Genomic DNA, 16,160 nt, shown 5'->3' on the forward strand with positions numbered 1-16,160 from the left:
TTCACCGTCGTTCGGCCGACTGTTGTTCCGTGGACTCTGCTGCTGATCCTGACGGCGCTGGTGGTTCAGAGTCTTCGTTCCACAGGTCGATCTCCAGCGACCGGACGCCCGCGGCGAGCATCAGCGGAGTCGACAGGCTGAACGCCACCGACAGGATCACCACGCCCGAGTCGTTCACCAGCATCCCGATCACGCCGACCGTCAGCGCGCACAGCAGCGCGGGACGCATCGTCACGCTGTGCTCGTACGCGCGCTGTAGCAGCGACACCCGCCACCGCGTGGGCCGCGCCAGCACGAAGAACAGGAACCCGATCGCGGCGGCGAGCGGCAGCGTGAACGGCCAGTACCCGAGGCTGTTCAGCATCGCGTTGAACTTCCGGACGACCACGCCCCACGCGTCGCCGTTCGCGAGGTCCTGCCAGAACCGGCCGAGGTGCGTCGGGTTCGCGCTCCTGGAGTTCAGGTACGAGATGAACAGCACCAGCGCCGCGCCGGCCAGGCAGAACAGCGCGAGCTTGAGCGGCGAGACGCGGCGTCCGGTCACCATCAGGCCGAGCATCGCGAACGCCGGGACCATCGCCAGCACGCCGCCGAAGTCGCTGCCCCACGCCGGGAGCCCGTCCACGGCGACCGCGAACGCGCCGATCGCCGCGACGATGCCGAGCGCGAGCGTCTTGCGTCCCGCGCGCAGCGGGTACTCCGTCAGCCACGCCGCCGTCAGGATCGACGCGACGGCGAACAGCGAGAACGCCTGGTTGCCGAAGCCGTAGAACCGCCCGGCGACCAGCGCCGTGTAGCCCATCAGCGTGTTCAGCTGGAGGTTCGAGCCGGTCATCACGTCCAGCGCCAGGACGAGCGCCGTCACCAGCGTGATCACCAGCCCGGGCGCGAACGCGGACCGCCGCCACGGACCGGCGAGCGCCACCCCCGTCAGCAGTCCCGCGAAGCCGAGCACGGTGCAGATCAGGATGGCCGTCGCGTTCTCGGCCCGCCACCACGGCAGCAGCCCCGCGAGGAACGACGCGCCGGTCGCCGCGCCGCCGAGCAGCGCGATCACGCGGGTGCCGCCGAGGATCCGCGCCCGCGAAGCGCGGTCGCCGCCGAGCCGCCGCAGCGCGATCGCCGCGATCCCGTACAGGACGAGCTGCGTCGCGAACAGCACCCAGTAGAACGACGTCTGGACGGCGCGGATGGCCTGCGCGGCGACGTCCTCGTCCTCCAGCGCCTCGACCCGCTCCTGCGTCGGCACCGACGACGGCTGCGACCGCCACACCGACCCGACGGCCTCCTTCGGCTGCCGCAGCCCGAGCGTCTTCAACGTCGTGGCGGTCAGGTCGGTGAGCGTGACGAGCCCGTCCTGCCGGGTGGCGCTGGACGTCATGTACCCGGGCCTGTACTGCCCGCCGCTTCCCTTGGTCTGGGCGATGGCGACGCGCAGGTGCGGGTCGACGCTCACGTCGGACAGCCCGGCGAGCAGCACCGTCGTCCCGTCCGGGATCCCGGTCATGACCTGCCCGACCCGCCGGTCGGCGGCGGCCGCGGCGGCGGCGCGCCTGCGCTCCGTCAGCGGCTCCTGCTCGCCCTCGATGTCGACGCCCGCGTCGATGTAGGCGCGGAACAGGTCGTCGACGTCGACCGCGGCGAGCGGGCAGCGCGCCCAGTCGGCGGCGGTCACCCGGTCGGGCGTGGTGACGTAGCGGTCCACCCGCCCGCCGCCGTTCCCGACCCCGAACACCGCGCCGGGCCCGACCGCCATCGTGCATCCGCCCGCCGTCTGGACGGCGTCGCCGAGCAGCCCGATCTGGGCGTGGTAGTTCGTGTCGGCGTTGTCGCTCTTGATCGCCGGCCAGCCGGGCGCGACGGCCCCGCCCGCGGGCGGCGGGCCCGTGGGGGAGGGCTGGCCGGGCAGGATCGGCGCGGCCGGCAGCGCGCAGTTCCCGTTCGGCAGCCGCGACCGCTGCCCCGCCGACAGCGTCAGCCAGCCGTCCGTCGGGCACGTGTTCACCCGCGTCGTCCGCACGCTGAGCCCCGCGGCCGACCCTCCGGCGGTCAGCCCCCAGAGCGCAGGCGTCTTCTCCCGGTCGATGTCGCTCCACATCAACCCGGGAACGCCGATGACGACGACCCGCCCCGCCACCTCGGCGTGCGCGGTGGCCGCGTTCGGCGCGCCGGTCAACGAGCCGAAGGCCAACCCGGTAGACGCCATGACCAGGACGGCGAGAAACGTAACGATCTTGGTCCCCCGGAGCGTCATCACACGTCCCTGACGGCGGACGTCCATGCCTTCCGACCTGGGAGCAAGCGCGAGACCGTGGCGTCGATTCGAACAAGAGCGCGATCCTGAGCCGGAGGATCGGCAGAATATGAGCCATGGCGCGGCAGGTGAAGCGGGCGTTCAAGTACCGCTTCTATCCCACGGCCGAGCAGGCGGCAGAGCTGTCGCGCACGTTCGGCTGTATTCGGCTGGTCTACAACAGGGCGTTGGAAGAACGCACTCGTGCTTGGCGTACCGAACAGCGCCGCGTCACCTACACGCAGACGTCGGCTTGGCTCACCCTCTGGAAACGCGAACCGGAGCTGGGGTTCTTGTCCGAGGTGTCCAGTGTTCCGTTGCAGCAGGCGTTGCGGCACCTGCATGCGGGGTTCGCCGCGTTCTTCGTGGGGCGCGCGAAGTATCCGCGTTTCAAATCGCGCAAGAGATCCCGAAAAAGCGCGGAGTACACCCGATCGGCGTTCCGCTGGAGGGACGGCGAACTCACGTTGGCCAAGATCTCCAAGCCATTGGACGTTCGCTGGTCGAGACCTCTTCCCGAGGGCGTAGATCCGTCCACCGTCACCGTCAGCCAGGACTCGGCCGGGCGCTGGTTCGTGTCCCTGCTGTGTGAGCAAACGATCCCCCGTCTTGCGCCGTCTCCGCATCAGGTCGGCGTCGACGCCGGAATCACGTCGCTGGTGACTCTGTCGACCGGGGAGAAAATTCCCAATCCACGGCACGAGCGCCGTGACCGGAAGCGCCTTGCGAAGGCACAGCGGGACATGTCCCGCAAGCAGAGGGGCTCGAAGAACCGAGGGAAGGCCCGGCGGCGTGTGGCGCGCATCCACGCGCGGATCGCCGACCGTCGCCGTGACCACCTGCACAAGCTGTCGACTCGGCTCGTCCGTGAGAACCAAACGGTCGTGCTCGAAGACCTGAGCGTCCGCAATATGGTTCGCAACAGGGGTCTGGCCCGCGCCATCAGTGATGCGGCCTGGCGGTAGTTGCGAACGATGCTGGAGTACAAAGCGGACTGGTACGGCCGCGAGCTCATCGTGATCGACCGGTGGTTCCCCTCCTCCAAGCTCTGCCGGATGTGCGGGACCACCATCGAATCCCAGCCTCTCCACGTGAGGGAGTGGGAATGCGGCTGCGGCGCGGTCCACGACCGCGACGTCAACGCGGCCCGCAATATCCTGGCCGCCGGGCTGGCGGTTTCGGCCTGTGGAGCCGGTGTCAGACCTCAACGGGAGTCCTCCCGGACGGGGCGATCGGCGACGAAGCAGGAAACTCAGCGGGCGACCGCTGGATTCCCCCGCCTTCAGGCGGGTGGAGGAAGTCAAGGCGCTCAGGCTACAAGAGCGCTGTGACCGCTCAGTGGCCATATCCTGCGGGCTGTGGACGGTCCCAAGGCGCATGTGGTCGGTGAGGCGGATGCCGGGAGCACCCACGCCCGCGAACCGACCGGGGGCCGGACGGCCGAGCCCGCACCCGCCCCCGCGCACCGGAGGACGGCGCAGGATCTCCTGATCCTGCTGGCGGGGGTCGTCGTCGCGGTCGTCGCGGTGTCCCCGATCGTCACCCGGTGGCTCGGCAACGAGCCCGATCAGCGGCTCGTCGACCTGGAGGTCTACCGGGACGGCGGGCGGGCCATCCTGCGCGGCGCCCCGCTGTACGACGTCCTCACGCAGCCGCCGCAGCTCCTGCCGTTCACCTATCCGCCGTTCTCGGCCGTGCTCGCCGTGCCGTTCACCGTCATCTCCTGGCGGGCCGCGCAGCTCGTCTGGACGGGCCTGATCTGCGTCGCCCTGGTGATCTCCGTCTGCTACGCGTTCCGCGACCTGCTCCGCCGCGCGGGACGCTGGGCGCCGCTCGCCGCGGGCGTCCTGGTCGGGGCGATGGCGTGGCTGGACCCCGTCCGCGACCAGTTCCGGTTCGGGCAGGTCGGGCTGTTCCTGCTCGCCATGTGCCTGGCCGACTGCTGCGCCCGCACGCCCCGCTGGCCGCGCGGTCTGCTCGTCGGCCTCGCGCTGGCGATCAAGCTGGTTCCTGGCGTCTTCCTCATCTACTTCCTGCTCACCGGACGGCGGGAGGCGTTCGGGAACGCGCTGTTCACGGCGGTCGCGGCCAGTCTCGGCGCGTTCGCGCTGCTGCCGTCCGACTCGGCCGACTACTGGTTCGGGGCCCTGCTGCAGGGCGGCGACCGGACGGGCGCCGTCGACGGCACCACCAACCAGGCCGTCCACGGGATCGTCGCGCGGATGCTGGACGAGGGCCCCGCCCGCACGCTCCTGTGGCTGCTCCTCGCGGCGATCGTCGCGTGGTACGGCTTCAGATGGGCGCGCCGCGCGTCCGAAGCGGCCGATATCAACGATGGACCGGATTCGTACAGCCTGGTCCTCGCGGCGGTCGCGATCGTGGGGCTGCTGTCGGTCGTCCTGTCCCCGGTGGGGTGGATCCACCACCTTGTGTGGATGATCGCGGTATTCGGCGCTTTGGCCGGTGATGGCCGAGACACGCGAAGATGTCTTTTGGCATTCGGGCTCTGGCTGCTGTTCCTGTTCCCGATCCCCTGGTGGGGACGGGCGCTGATCGGCCCGGAACACTCCGCCGTCTCGGTTTTCACGGGCCAGGTCATCCGTGACGTGTTCGGCATCGCGGCGCTCGCGTCGATCATCATCCTCGGAACCTGGCTGGTGGAACGGGTCGAACCGCGGGTCAAGCGCGAAGATCCTTCGCGCCGGGAGGCCGGGGTGGGTACGCTCAGCCCGTGATGCTTGTCGCGGTGGCCGTCGCGGGCCTGGTCGCCGGGGTTGCGGGGCTGTCCATCGCCGTGGTCGCCCACAACCGGGTGAACCAGGTCGTCGACGAGTGCCAGGAAATGCTCCGGCGCCAGCTCCAGGTGGCCAGTGGGTCGGTGGACGAACGCGCGCTGCGCGACCTCGCCATCGTCCACTACGACGCCCTCAAGGAGATGTCGGGACACCGGTCCTTCTCGCTCGCCCTGCTCGACGCGGTCGGCGACGGGATCGTCATCAGCTCGATCAACGGCCGCACCGAGACGCGGACCTACGCCAAGGCCATCCAGGGCGGGCACCCGGTCGAGATGCTCTCCCCCGAGGAGAACCAGGCCCTCCGCGCGGCCCGCCTGGGCAAGGGCCCCATCGTGACGATGGACGACCCCCTGCCCGACTTCGGCAACGGCAACGGCGACCGCAAGGCCCCCACCGCCCGCGCCTGACCCCCTTACGACCCGGCGCGTGCCCCTACGGCCCGGCGCTTGACGGACGGGTTTGACCGGCCGCCCAGTAGACTCGGTCTTCTACCTCGCATGCCCGCGAGGCGCATCCCGCCCACCAGGAACGCACGCATCGGGAGTACCCGTGACCGCAGACAACAGGCCAGCGCGCTACGCCTACCTGGGTCCGCAGGGCACGTTTACCGAGGCCGCGCTGCTGACCCTGCCCGGCGCCGCCGAAGCCGAGCATCTCCCGCTCGCGACCGTCCCGGCCGTCCTGGACGCCCTCCGCCGTGGCGAGGCCGACACCGCCGTCGTCGCGCTGGAGAACTCCGTCGAGGGTTCCGTACCGACCACGCTGGACGAGCTCGCCACCGGCGACCCGCTCCACATCGTCGGCGAGATCCACCTGCCGGTTTCGTTCGCGCTGCTCGTCCGGCCCGGCACGGAACTCGGCGACATCAAGACCGTCGCGTCCCACCCGATCGCGCAGCCGCAGTGCCGCCGCTGGCTGCTCGGCAACGTCCCGGACGCCGAATGGCGCGCCGCGACGTCCAACGCGGAGGCCGCCCAGCACGTCGCCGACGGCCACTATGACGCCGCCCTCGCCGGCTCCTTCGCCGCCGCCCGCTACGGCCTGTCGATCCTCGCCGAGGACATCCACGACATCGCCGACGCCGTCACCCGCTTCGTCGTCCTGCACCGCCCCTGCCCGCCGCCCGCGCCCACCGGCAAGGACAAGACGACCATCGTCGCGTTCATCGGCGAAGACCACCCCGGCGCCCTGCTGGAGATCCTCACCGAGTTCTCCGTCCGCGGCATCAACCTGACCCTGATCCAGTCGCGCCCCACCGGCACCGGCCTCGGCTCCTACCTGTTCTGGATGGACTTCGAGGGCCACGTCGCCGACGCCCGTGTCGGCGAGGCCCTGATGGGCCTGCGCCGCGTCTGCGCGGACGTCCGCTTCGTCGGCTCCTACGCCCGCGCCGACCAGGTCCGCCCCGAGATCCGCCGCGGCACCCACGACAACGACTTCACCGAAGCCGCCGCCTGGGTCGAATCCATCCGCACCGGCTGACCTCGACCGGCGCCGCGGCCCCGACCGCGACCGAACCGTGATCACTCCAGGCCAACCGCCTGTGGATCTTGGACGTCTCCATTGCACAGTTTTCAGTGGAGAGGTCACCTTGCCGTGCGTCGATATTCGGCTCTGCTCGCGACGGCTGCGCTCGCAGCTTCGGTTCTGCTCGTCCCGAACGCCGCTCACGCGGACGTGAAGGACGCCTTCCTGACGGTCGACTTCGACCAGCTGGCCAGGGACAGGGTGGCCAAGCTCAGCTTGAGGGCCAAGTCGGTCAGTGGGGTCACGAGCGTCCGGGGGTTCATGCGCTATCAGGAACTCACCGCTGAGCCCTACGCCTCCTTCGACCTCACGCGGACGGAGGGGACGGACAACGACGGCGTCTGGCAGGCCGAGTACCGTCCCGACATCAAGATCCGGCCCGGCTACACCTACGTCGACGTGGTGGTCACCACAGCGGATGGCCTGACGCGGACACTGCGGCGCCTGATGGACGACTGCTACACGACCACGATCAGCGGTTTCACCAGCGCGCCGAGCGTCATCGACGCCGATCACCCGGACGTGACCATGAGCGGCCGGGTCCTCGTCCAGAAGGTTCGTGAGGACGCTCCCGAACCCGTGGCGGGCGGGACGGTCAGGACCGCGTCGGACGTCGAGACGACGACGGGCGGCGACGGCTCGTTCACGGTGAAGACCAGCGGTGTGCCGTACGCGAGCATCACCGTTCCCCGGCAGATGCAGCTCTGCCCGGCCTACAAGAGCGCCTCCCTCATCGTGAACAAGCAGGCCACGGAGATCACCGCGCAGATAAAGCCGGCGTCGACGGTGGCGCCGTACACGCGGATGGCCGTCGACGGCAAGGTCCTCCGGTACGGGGCCGCCGGGCTCGTACCCGCGGCCAACGCACAGGTCCAGGTCGAGGTGCCCAGCGCGTTGATGGATCTTGGAGGCAGCATCGGCACCTCGGTGCGGACCGCCGCGGACGGAACCTTCCACACCTACTTCACGGCCGCGCGGGAGGCGGGGAAGTCCGGCACGGTGACCGCACGGGTTCTGGACGAGGGATTCTACGTCGGCAGCCAGACGAGCGTCGGATCGCTGAACATCCGGAACATCTCCGAGATCACCGGCTTCGACGCCTTCCCCGAACCCCACGCCTACGGCGACTCCCTCAGCGTGCACGGGACGCTTCTGGTCAAGCCGGACTTCACCAACGTCAGCGACCTGCCGGTGGTCCTCGAGTTCTCGCCGGACGGCAAGGCGTGGACGACCGTCCAGAGCCAGACGATGTCCCGTCCGGGGAACTTCTACTTCAACACCCCCACACCCGTGAACAAGGACGGGTACTGGCGCGCCCGGTACGCGGGCAGCGAGCTCAACACGCCGGCCGTCGCCCCGGCCGACTACATCGACGTGAAGTACCGGACGCAGTGGTACGACTTCAACGCCTCGCCCGAGCCGGTGAAGAAGGGCGGGACGATCACGGTCAAGGGGCTGCTCTACCGCTTCCGGGACGTGGCGGGACCGGGCCCGAACGCGCCCGTGTACGTCTACTTCAAGCGCTCGGGCTCGACGACGTGGACGCAGATGGCCGCCACGACGACCGACAGCAGCGGGTGGTTCCGGAAGACGTTCAAGGCGTCCGCGGACGGTTACTGGATGGCGTCCTACAAGGGCAGCAGCAGTTACTACCCGTCGGACACGCCGGCGGACTACGTCGACGTGCGCTGACGTACGCTGCGTGGGTGGCCAAGGACTTCGATCTTTACGAGCGGGAACTGTGGGCCGGGCGGGCGTCCGCGTACGAGCGGGGGTTCGCCCGGCTCACCCGTCACATGGTCGGGCCGCTGCTGGACGCCGCGGGCGTGGTGGACGGGACGCGGTTCCTCGACGTCGGGACCGGCCCCGGGTTCGTGTCGCAGGGGGCCGCGGAGCGCGGCGCCGTGGTGTCGGCGATGGACGCCGATCCCGGCATGGCGGACATGGCGCGCCGGAACGTGCCAGGGCTGGACGTGCACGTCGCCGTCCTGCCGGAGGTGCCGTTCCCGGACGGGACGTTCGACGCCGTCGCCGGGAACTTCGTCATCAACCACGTGGGCACGCCCGACAAGGCGATCGGCGAGTTGCGGCGCGTTCTGCGGCCGGGCGGGCGGCTGGCGCTGACCTGCTGGCTGATGCCGGGCAGCGGCGCGCTCGGGGTCGTCCGGGAGGCGATCGAGGAGGCGGGCGTGCCGTGGCCGGACGACGTCCCGGAGTCGCCGTTCATGAAGTACGGCGAGCCCTCCGCGTTCCGGCGGCTGGTGGTGTCGGCCGGGATCGGTGAGGTCGCGGTCGAAGAGGTGACGTGGGAGCACGTCGTCGATCCCGAGGAGTGGTGGGCGACGGGCGCGCTGTCCAGGGTCGGGAGCAACGGCTACGTCGTCGGGCGGCAGGACGCCGAGACCGTGACGCGGATCAAGGCGGCGTACGACGAGATCGTCTCGGGCTTCGCGGTCGCGGACGGGCAGGTCGCGCTGCCCGCGCACGCGCTGCTGGCCAGCGGCGTCCGCTGACACGGGGTTATCCACAACCGGCGATACTCGTGCGCGCCGGAGGGGTTCGGCCGGTAGCCTCGGGTCTGTGATCGACCTGCGAGCTCTTCGAGAAGATCCGGAGCGGCTGCGCGTTTCGCAGCGCGCCCGCGGTGAGGATGACGGCGTCGTCGGCCGGCTGCTCGACCTGGACGGGCGGCGCCGCACGGCGCTGACGTCGTTCGAGCGGCTGCGGGCGGAGCAGAAGAGTTTCGGCAAGTCGGTGTCCAAGGCGCAGGGCGACGAGCGGCAGCAGCTGCTGAGCCGCGCGAAGGAGCTGGCGCAGCAGGTCAAGGAGGCCGAGGCGGAGGCCGACCGGCTCGGCGAGGAACTCGACGCGCTGCTGAAGGGCGTCCCCAACCTGATCGAGGAAGGCGCCCCGCCCGGCGGCGAGCAGGACTTCGTGGTTCTGGAGCACGTCGGCGAGCCGACCAAGTTCGACTTCGAGCCGAAAGACCATCTGGAGCTCGGCGAGAGCCTCGGCGCCATCGACATGGAGCGCGGCGCGAAGGTGTCCGGCGCCCGGTTCTACTACCTGACGGGCGTCGGCGCGCGGCTGCAGTACGCGCTGCTCAACCTGGCGATCGAGCAGGCGGTCGCGTCCGGGTTCGTGCCGATGTACCCGCCGGTGCTGGTGAAGCCGGAGGCGATGGAGGGCACCGGGTTCCTCGGCGCGCACGCGGCGGAGGTGTACCAGCTTCCGCAGGACGAGCTGTACCTGGTCGGGACGTCCGAGGTGCCGCTCGCCGCGTACCACATGAACGAGATCATCGACGCGCTGCCGCGGCGGTACGCGGCGTGGTCGTCCTGCTTCCGCCGCGAGGCCGGTTCCTACGGGAAGGACACGCGCGGCATCATCCGCGTCCACCAGTTCGACAAGGTGGAGATGTTCTCCTACTGCGACCCGAGCGATGCCCATGCCGAGCATCTGCGGCTGCTGGAGTGGGAGAAGGAGATGCTCGCCAAGGTCGAGATCCCGTATCGGGTGATCGACGTGGCGGCGGGCGATCTCGGGTCCAGCGCGGCGCGCAAGTACGACTGTGAGGGGTGGGTGCCGTCGCAGAACACCTACCGGGAGGTCACGTCCACGTCGAACTGCACCGAGTTCCAGGCGCGGCGCCTGGCCGTGCGGTTCAAGGACGGCGACGGCCGCAGCCGCCCGGTCGCCACGCTGAACGGGACGCTGGCGACGACCCGCTGGATGGTCGCGATCCTGGAGAACCACCAGCAGGCGGACGGGTCCGTCCGCGTGCCGGAGGCGCTGCAGAAGTTCCTCGGGCTCGACGTGCTGGAACCCGTCAAACGCTAAGGCGCCGGGAAGCACGTCCGACATGTCGCCTAGGGTGGGGCTGACCTGCCCTGGAAGGTGCCATGACCCAAGCCTCGCCACGCATGATCGCCACCGATCTGGACGGGACGATCGTGCGCTCCGACGGGACGCTCTCCGACCGGACCGTCGCCGCCCTGGCCCGCGTCGAACAGGCCGGGGCGGCGCTCGTGATGGTGACCGGGCGCCCGCCGCGCTGGATGACGGAGGTCGCCGCCGCCGTCCAACATCACGGCGTCGCGATCTGCGCGAACGGCGCCGTCGTGTACGACCTGCACACCGACACCGTCCTCAGCACGTCGGAGATGCCGCCCGAGGTGCTCGCCGAGACGATCGCGCGGCTGCGCGCCCTCGTGCCCGAACTCCGGTTCGCCGTGGAGTATCCGACCGGGTTCGTCTTCGAGGACAACTACATGCTGGAGCGCTGGGACGCCGAGGCCCTCGGCGGGCGCCCGGTCGCCGCCGACCGGCTCGCCGACCGCAGCGCCACCAAACTGCTCGCGTTCCGCGCCGACGCCGACGCCGACGAGCTCACGGAGAAGGCCGTGGCCGCCGTCGGCGACCTCGTGACGGTGACGAACTCGTCCGGGCGCGGGCTGCTGGAGATGAGCGCGCACGGCGTCACCAAGGCGAGCGCGCTGGCCGCGCTGTGCGCCGAGCAGGGCATCGCGTCCGGCGACGTCGTCGCGTTCGGCGACCAGCTGAACGACCTGCCGATGCTCACCTGGGCGGGCACCTCGTACGCGGTCGCGAACGCGCACTCGCTCGTGCTGGCCGCCGTCACGCACAAGACGTCCAGCAACGACGACGACGGCGTCGCGGAGGTCCTGGAACGCCTCTTCCCCGTCGATAACTAGAACGTTCCGGCGCGGTCGTGGCATGAGAGTGGCATGAGAACGGCCGCCTCCGCGTGGGCTTCGCGAGGGGACCTCGCGAGCCCGGTGCGGGAGGCGGCCGGTTTCGTTCGCGGCCCGGCTGCCTACAGGTAGGGGCCGGACGAGTGGGTGCCGGGCTGGTCGTCATCCGCGCCCGGGGGCATCATTCCGGCGGGGAGGGCGCGCCGCATCTGCTCGAGCTGGGCGCGGGCCGCCATCTGCTGGGCGAACAGCGTCGTCTGGATGCCATGGAACAGGCCCTCCAGCCAGCCGACGAGCTGCGCCTGCGCGATCCGCAGCTCCGCCTCGCTCGGGACCGTTCCCTCCGTGAACGGCAGCGACAGCCGCTCCAGCTCCTCGACCAGCTCGGGCGCGAGACCGTCCTCCAGCTCCTTGATGGACGACTTGTGGATCTCCCGCAGCCGGGCCCGGCTCGCCTCGTCCAGCGGGGCGGCCTTGACCTCGTCCAGGAGCTGCCGGATCATCCCGCCGATCCGCATCACCTTCGCGGGCTGCTCGACCATGTCGGTGATCGACTTGCCCTCGGAGTCGCCCTCGCCCGAGCCCTCGACGGTGATGCCGTTCGGCCCGACCACGAGCACCTGCGGTTCCTGTTCAGACTGCTTCTTGGAAGGCTCGCTCATAATCCCCTCATCCTCACACGGTCAGCAGGATCTTGCCGACGTGACCGCTCTCTTCGAGCAGCCGGTGCGCGCTCGCCGCGTCCGGCATCGGGATCCGCCGGTCGACGACCGGCCGGATCGCGCCCGACTCCAGCAGCGGCCACACATGCTTCCGGACGCCGGCCACGATGTCAGCCTTCTCCTCGATCGGACGGGCCCGCAGCGTGGTCGCGTGCACCAGGGCGCGCTTGCGCAGCAGCTTGCCGATGTCCAGCTCCGCCTTCGCGCCGCCCTGCAGCCCGATGACCATGAGCCGGCCGCCGGTGGCGAGCGCGTCCACGTTCCTGGCCAGGTACTTCGCGCCGATCAGGTCGAGGATGACGTCGTACGGGCCGGCGCCGGCGAAGTCGTCCTCGCGGTAGTTCACGGTGACGTCCGCGCCGAGCTCCCGGCAGCGGGCCGCCTTCTCGGCGCTGCCCACGGTCGTGACCACCCGCGCGCCGCGCGCCTTGGCGAGCTGGATCGCGAGGGTCCCGATGCCGCTGCCGCCGCCGTGGACGAGCAGGGTCTCCCCGTCGCGGAGCCCGGCGAGCTGGAACACGTTCGACCACACCGTGCAGGCGACTTCGGGGAGCCCGGCCGCGTCCACGAGGTCCACGCCGCGCGGTACGGGCAGGACCTGCGACGCGTCCACCGCGACGCGTTCGGCGTATCCGCCGCCGCCGAGCAGCGCGCACACCTCGTCGCCCGGCGCCAGGCCGGACACGCCAGCGCCCAGCTCGGCCACCCGTCCCGACACTTCCAGGCCCGGATACGGCGGGGCGCCCTCCGGCGGCGGGTAGAAGCCCATACGCTGCATGACGTCGGCGCGGTTGACCGCGCTCGCCGCCACGTCGATCAGGACCTCGCCCGGCTTCGGCGCCGGATCGGGGACCCGCGTCCACTCCAGGACGTCGGCGTCCCCCGGCTCGCGGATCACGATCGCATGCATACCGGCAACGCTACCGGGACCAGCCCGGCGAACTGTCCGGGATCGGATGCCGATGGACGGTGCCGGACGTGGCCGGACGCGCCACCGCGGGGCCCTCCCCGCGCGGCGCAAATGTCGATCTCCACGGTGGATGCGTGGTATTGGCACACGGGTATCCTGCGTGGGGGCCATTTTGCCCACCCGCACCGTGTTGATCATAAGAGGCGTGCCCGAGGGGGATGAACGGTGGCAAGGAACGAGCACGACGGGCGTTCCCTTGAGGAGCGGCTGGCCTCTCTGGACGCGATGAGCGGGGATCAGACCGGGAAGCTGCCGGCCCCACCCCCTCCGCCGGGCCCCGAAGGCGCCGAGAGCGGCGAGAGCGGGGAGAGCGGTGGGCAGGCCGCGCAGCAGCCGCCCGCCGAGCAGGAGAACGTGCCGCCGCCGCCGGACGAGACCGCTCAGTCCTTCCCCCCGCTCCCGCCCCCGATCGAGCAGCACGACCCCAACGCCAACCCCTGGCTCGCCGCGCCGCCGCCCACGTTCCAGCAGCCCCCCGAGAGCCTCCCGCCCGAGAACTTCGGCCCGCCGCAGCCCCCGCCCTACGACGGCGGCCAGGCGCAGCAGCCGTTCGACGCGGGAATGCTGCCGCCGTACTCCGCTCCGGGCGCCTACCAGGGCTACGACCAGCCCCAGCCTCCGCAGCCTCCGCAGCCCCCGCAGCCCCCGCAGCCCCCGCAGCCCCCGCAGCCCCCACAGCCCCCACAGGGCGCGCCGGAGCCGCCGTACCCGCCGCAGCAGCCGCAGTACGACGCCAACGGCAACTCCGCGCCTCCCCTCGAACAGCTGCCGCCGTACCCGTCCGACCAGTTCGCCCCGCAGGACCCCGCGGCGACCGCCCAGGCGTACCAGCCGATCGACCCCGCGACCGGCCGCCCCTACCCGCAGGACACCGACGGCTCCGGCCGGCCGTACGTCCCGTACGACCTCCAGACCGGCCAGGCCCTGGACCCCGCCACCGGCCAGCCGTACGCCCAGCAGATCGACCAGCCGTACGCCCAGCAGGTCGACCCGAACACCGGCCAGCCGTACGCCCCCCAGTTCGACCCCAACACCGGGCAGCCCTACCAGCAGTTCGATCCGAACACCGGCCAGCCGTACCAGCAGTTCGACCCGAATACCGGGCAGCCTTACGCCCCCCAGTTCGATCCGAACACGGGCCAGCCTTACGCGCAGGATCCGAACGCGGCCGGTCAGCAGTACCCGCCGGTCGACCCCAACACCGGGCAGCCGTACGCCCAGCAGGTCGACCCGAACACCGGCCAGTACACCCCTCAGTTCGACCCCAACACGGGCCAGCCGTACCAGCCGTACCAGCAGGTCGACCCGAACACGGGGCAGCCGTACCAGCAGGTCGACCCGAACACCGGGCAGCCGCTGCAGGGTTACGGCTATCCGCCGCAGCAGCAGATGCCGCAGGATCCGCAGAACGCCGACAGCCTCAGCTCCGAGAACCTGCTCGGCGAGCGCCGCATCGCGCCGTCGTCGGGCTGGCGCCGGGCCGTCTACAAGGCGACCGCGGGCAACATCCATCCGGGGGAGTCGCAGGGCGATCTGCGCCGCAAGGACCTCATCGCGCGGGCGCGCACCCAGGTGGCGGGCGGGCATCACCGCGTCGCCGTCATGTCGCTGAAGGGCGGCGTCGGCAAGACGACCACCACGACCGGGCTCGGCTCGATGCTCGGGTCGCTGCGCGGCGACACCGTGATCGCGGTGGACGCCAACCCCGACCGCGGGACGCTGTCGGACAAGGTCCGCCTCGAGACGGCCGCGACGGTCCGCGACCTGCTCAACAACCGGGACCGGATCCACCGGTACGCCGACGTCCGGGCGTTTACCTCGCAGAACAACGCGCGGCTCGAGGTGCTGGCGTCCGACCGCGACCCCGCGGTCAGCGAGGCGTTCAGCGCCGACGACTACGCCGCCGTGGCCGTCGTCCTGGAGCAGTACTACTCGATCTGCATCACCGACTGCGGGACCGGGCTGCTGCACTCCGCGATGGCGGGTGTGCTCAGCCTCGCCGACCAGCTCGTCCTGGTCAGCTCCCCGTCGGTGGACGGCGCCCGTTCCGCCAGCGCGACGCTGGACTGGCTGGAGGCGCACGACCACGGGCACCTCGTCCGCAACGGCGTCGTCGTGCTGTCGATGGTCCGCAACCGGACCCGCAGCCAGGTCGATCTGGACAAGCTCCAGGCGCATTTCGAGAGCCGCTGCCGCGCCGTCGTCCGGATCCCGTACGACGACCACCTGGAGGAGGGCGCGGAGGTGGAGCTGGAGCAGCTCGCTCCGGCGACGCGCGAGGCGTACCTGACCCTCGCGGCAGTGGTCGGCGACGGTTTCGCCTACCAGCGGCCCGCCCAGCCTTGACCGGCGGTCCGGCGGCGGTGTGCGAGGTCTGCGGCGCGCCTCTGAACCGGCGTAAGCCGGCCGGCCGCGAGGTCTGGAACTGCGACGGGTGCGACGCCATGTACGTCCGGCAGGCGGACGGTGCGCTGCTGCGGCGCCCGTTCCCGCCCGCTGACGAACGCTGGGCGGCCGCGTCCAAGGCCTCCGGTAAGCCGGGTGTGGAGCACGCCGTGGGGTACGCGGACACGCTGTGCGGGATCGGGCGCGACGCCGTCAGCGTGTTGCGCCATTTCTGGTCGGCCGGCCACCCCCGCGCCTGCGCCGAGTGCCGGACGGTGGCGGACGGGCGCGTCGCCCGCTGGCCCGCAGAGCCCCGGCGCTAGGGTCCCTGCCTGTGGACGGCGTGTACGTGGGAAAGGCGGGCCCGGACGCCGCCGGGGACAGCGGCTGGCTGCTCGGCCATTTCAAACCGCCGGGCGACCTGCGCCACAGCGACGAGGTCGAGATCAAATGGGGCGTGCACCCGAAGGGCGAGCGGCGCGCCCGGTGGACGAGCGGCGAGAAGCGCACCGCCCTTCTCGTGCTGATCAGCGGCCGGTTCCGGCTGGAGTTTCCGGAGGGCGACGTCGTCCTGGCCGAGCAGGGTGACTATGTGGTGTGGGGACGCGGCGTCGATCATTCGTGGTGCGCGGAGGAGGAGTCGGTCGTGATGACCGTCCGCTGGCCGTCCATCCCCGGCTACGCCGTCCGTCCCGCGGACCGTGAAGGCGACGCGGCCGGCGATGGCGAGGACGGCGCCGTGGAACCGTGAGC

The 16,160-nt window shown here is 71.0% G+C and carries 13 protein-coding genes and 1 pseudogene; 11 read left to right on the forward strand and 3 right to left on the reverse strand.

What is annotated here, in order from left to right; genetic code table 11:
* Window position 1: 1 nt before the first annotated feature.
* The gene (locus ACH34S_RS31210; RefSeq protein WP_395956423.1) at window positions 2-2,254 is read right to left on the reverse strand and encodes a hypothetical protein; all 2,253 of its coding nucleotides are present in this window, start codon (window positions 2,252-2,254) and stop codon (window positions 2-4) included.
* A 116-nt stretch (window positions 2,255-2,370) separates the two neighbouring features.
* Here ACH34S_RS31210 and ACH34S_RS31215 point away from each other — a divergent pair.
* The 8 genes and pseudogenes from ACH34S_RS31215 (at window position 2,371) to ACH34S_RS31250 (ending at window position 11,330) form a co-directional block, all read left to right on the forward strand.
* A pseudogene (locus ACH34S_RS31215) lies at window positions 2,371-3,624 on the forward strand (RNA-guided endonuclease InsQ/TnpB family protein).
* A gap of 27 nt (window positions 3,625-3,651) precedes the next feature.
* Window positions 3,652-5,028: a glycosyltransferase 87 family protein gene (locus ACH34S_RS31220; RefSeq protein WP_395956424.1), complete on the forward strand. Its 1,377-nt coding sequence runs from the start codon at window positions 3,652-3,654 to the stop codon at window positions 5,026-5,028.
* Window positions 5,028-5,495, forward strand: coding sequence for a DUF4446 family protein (locus ACH34S_RS31225; RefSeq protein ID WP_395956632.1), 468 nt, complete (start codon window positions 5,028-5,030; stop codon window positions 5,493-5,495). Before ACH34S_RS31220 ends, ACH34S_RS31225 begins: the two co-directional genes overlap by 1 nt.
* Before the next feature lie 142 nt (window positions 5,496-5,637).
* A complete protein-coding gene (pheA, locus tag ACH34S_RS31230; RefSeq protein WP_395956425.1) occupies window positions 5,638-6,570 on the forward strand; it encodes a prephenate dehydratase in 933 nt (310 codons plus the stop codon).
* 114 nt (window positions 6,571-6,684) lie between these two features.
* A complete protein-coding gene (locus ACH34S_RS31235; RefSeq protein ID WP_395956426.1) occupies window positions 6,685-8,307 on the forward strand; it encodes a hypothetical protein in 1,623 nt (540 codons plus the stop codon).
* A 14-nt stretch (window positions 8,308-8,321) separates the two neighbouring features.
* Entirely contained in the window at window positions 8,322-9,128 is an 807-nt protein-coding gene (locus tag ACH34S_RS31240) for a class I SAM-dependent methyltransferase (RefSeq protein WP_395956427.1), read from the forward strand.
* Between the two features lie 67 nt (window positions 9,129-9,195).
* Complete coding sequence (gene serS, locus ACH34S_RS31245) at window positions 9,196-10,455, forward strand: serine--tRNA ligase (RefSeq protein ID WP_395956428.1); 1,260 nt, start codon at window positions 9,196-9,198, stop codon at window positions 10,453-10,455.
* Between the two features lie 62 nt (window positions 10,456-10,517).
* Entirely contained in the window at window positions 10,518-11,330 is an 813-nt protein-coding gene (locus tag ACH34S_RS31250) for a Cof-type HAD-IIB family hydrolase (protein WP_395956429.1), read from the forward strand.
* 122 nt (window positions 11,331-11,452) lie between these two features.
* On the opposite strand, the gene ACH34S_RS31255 is transcribed toward ACH34S_RS31250, so the two are convergent.
* Together ACH34S_RS31255 and ACH34S_RS31260 are read right to left on the reverse strand one after the other, a co-directional pair.
* On the reverse strand, window positions 11,453-11,992 hold the full coding sequence (locus ACH34S_RS31255; protein ID WP_395956430.1) for a bacterial proteasome activator family protein: 540 nt from the start codon (window positions 11,990-11,992) through the stop codon (window positions 11,453-11,455).
* Window positions 11,993-12,005: 13 nt separating this feature from the next.
* Window positions 12,006-12,962, reverse strand: a complete 957-nt coding sequence (locus ACH34S_RS31260) for an NAD(P)H-quinone oxidoreductase (protein WP_395956431.1) — start codon at window positions 12,960-12,962, stop codon at window positions 12,006-12,008.
* Between the two features lie 225 nt (window positions 12,963-13,187).
* On the opposite strand from ACH34S_RS31260, the gene ACH34S_RS31265 reads away from it, so the two are divergent.
* From ACH34S_RS31265 to ACH34S_RS31275, 3 genes are all read left to right on the forward strand, one after another.
* The gene (locus ACH34S_RS31265) at window positions 13,188-15,368 is read left to right on the forward strand and encodes an AAA family ATPase (protein ID WP_395956432.1); all 2,181 of its coding nucleotides are present in this window, start codon (window positions 13,188-13,190) and stop codon (window positions 15,366-15,368) included.
* A gap of 98 nt (window positions 15,369-15,466) precedes the next feature.
* Complete coding sequence (locus tag ACH34S_RS31270; RefSeq protein ID WP_395956433.1) at window positions 15,467-15,730, forward strand: hypothetical protein; 264 nt, start codon at window positions 15,467-15,469, stop codon at window positions 15,728-15,730.
* 11 nt (window positions 15,731-15,741) lie between these two features.
* Complete coding sequence (locus tag ACH34S_RS31275; RefSeq protein WP_395956434.1) at window positions 15,742-16,158, forward strand: signal peptidase I; 417 nt, start codon at window positions 15,742-15,744, stop codon at window positions 16,156-16,158.
* The last annotated feature ends 2 nt before the right edge of the window (window positions 16,159-16,160 follow it).

Origin of the sequence: Actinomadura sp. 3N508 (genome assembly GCF_044326375.1) — a bacterium.
In the GTDB taxonomy this organism is placed as follows: domain Bacteria; phylum Actinomycetota; class Actinomycetes; order Streptosporangiales; family Streptosporangiaceae; genus Spirillospora.

What these genes read in the sequence shown, in the direction of transcription:
- ACH34S_RS31270 (WP_395956433.1), top strand. Translation starts at nt 15,467, where the DNA reads ATGTACGTCCGGCAGGCGGACGGTGCGCTGCTGCGGCGCCCGTTCCCG.
- ACH34S_RS31260 (WP_395956431.1), bottom strand. Translation starts at nt 12,962, where the DNA reads ATGCATGCGATCGTGATCCGCGAGCCGGGGGACGCCGACGTCCTGGAG.
- ACH34S_RS31210 (WP_395956423.1), bottom strand. Translation starts at nt 2,254, where the DNA reads ATGACGCTCCGGGGGACCAAGATCGTTACGTTTCTCGCCGTCCTGGTC.
- ACH34S_RS31255 (WP_395956430.1), bottom strand. Translation starts at nt 11,992, where the DNA reads ATGAGCGAGCCTTCCAAGAAGCAGTCTGAACAGGAACCGCAGGTGCTC.
- ACH34S_RS31250 (WP_395956429.1), top strand. Translation starts at nt 10,518, where the DNA reads ATGACCCAAGCCTCGCCACGCATGATCGCCACCGATCTGGACGGGACG.
- ACH34S_RS31225 (WP_395956632.1), top strand. Translation starts at nt 5,028, where the DNA reads ATGCTTGTCGCGGTGGCCGTCGCGGGCCTGGTCGCCGGGGTTGCGGGG.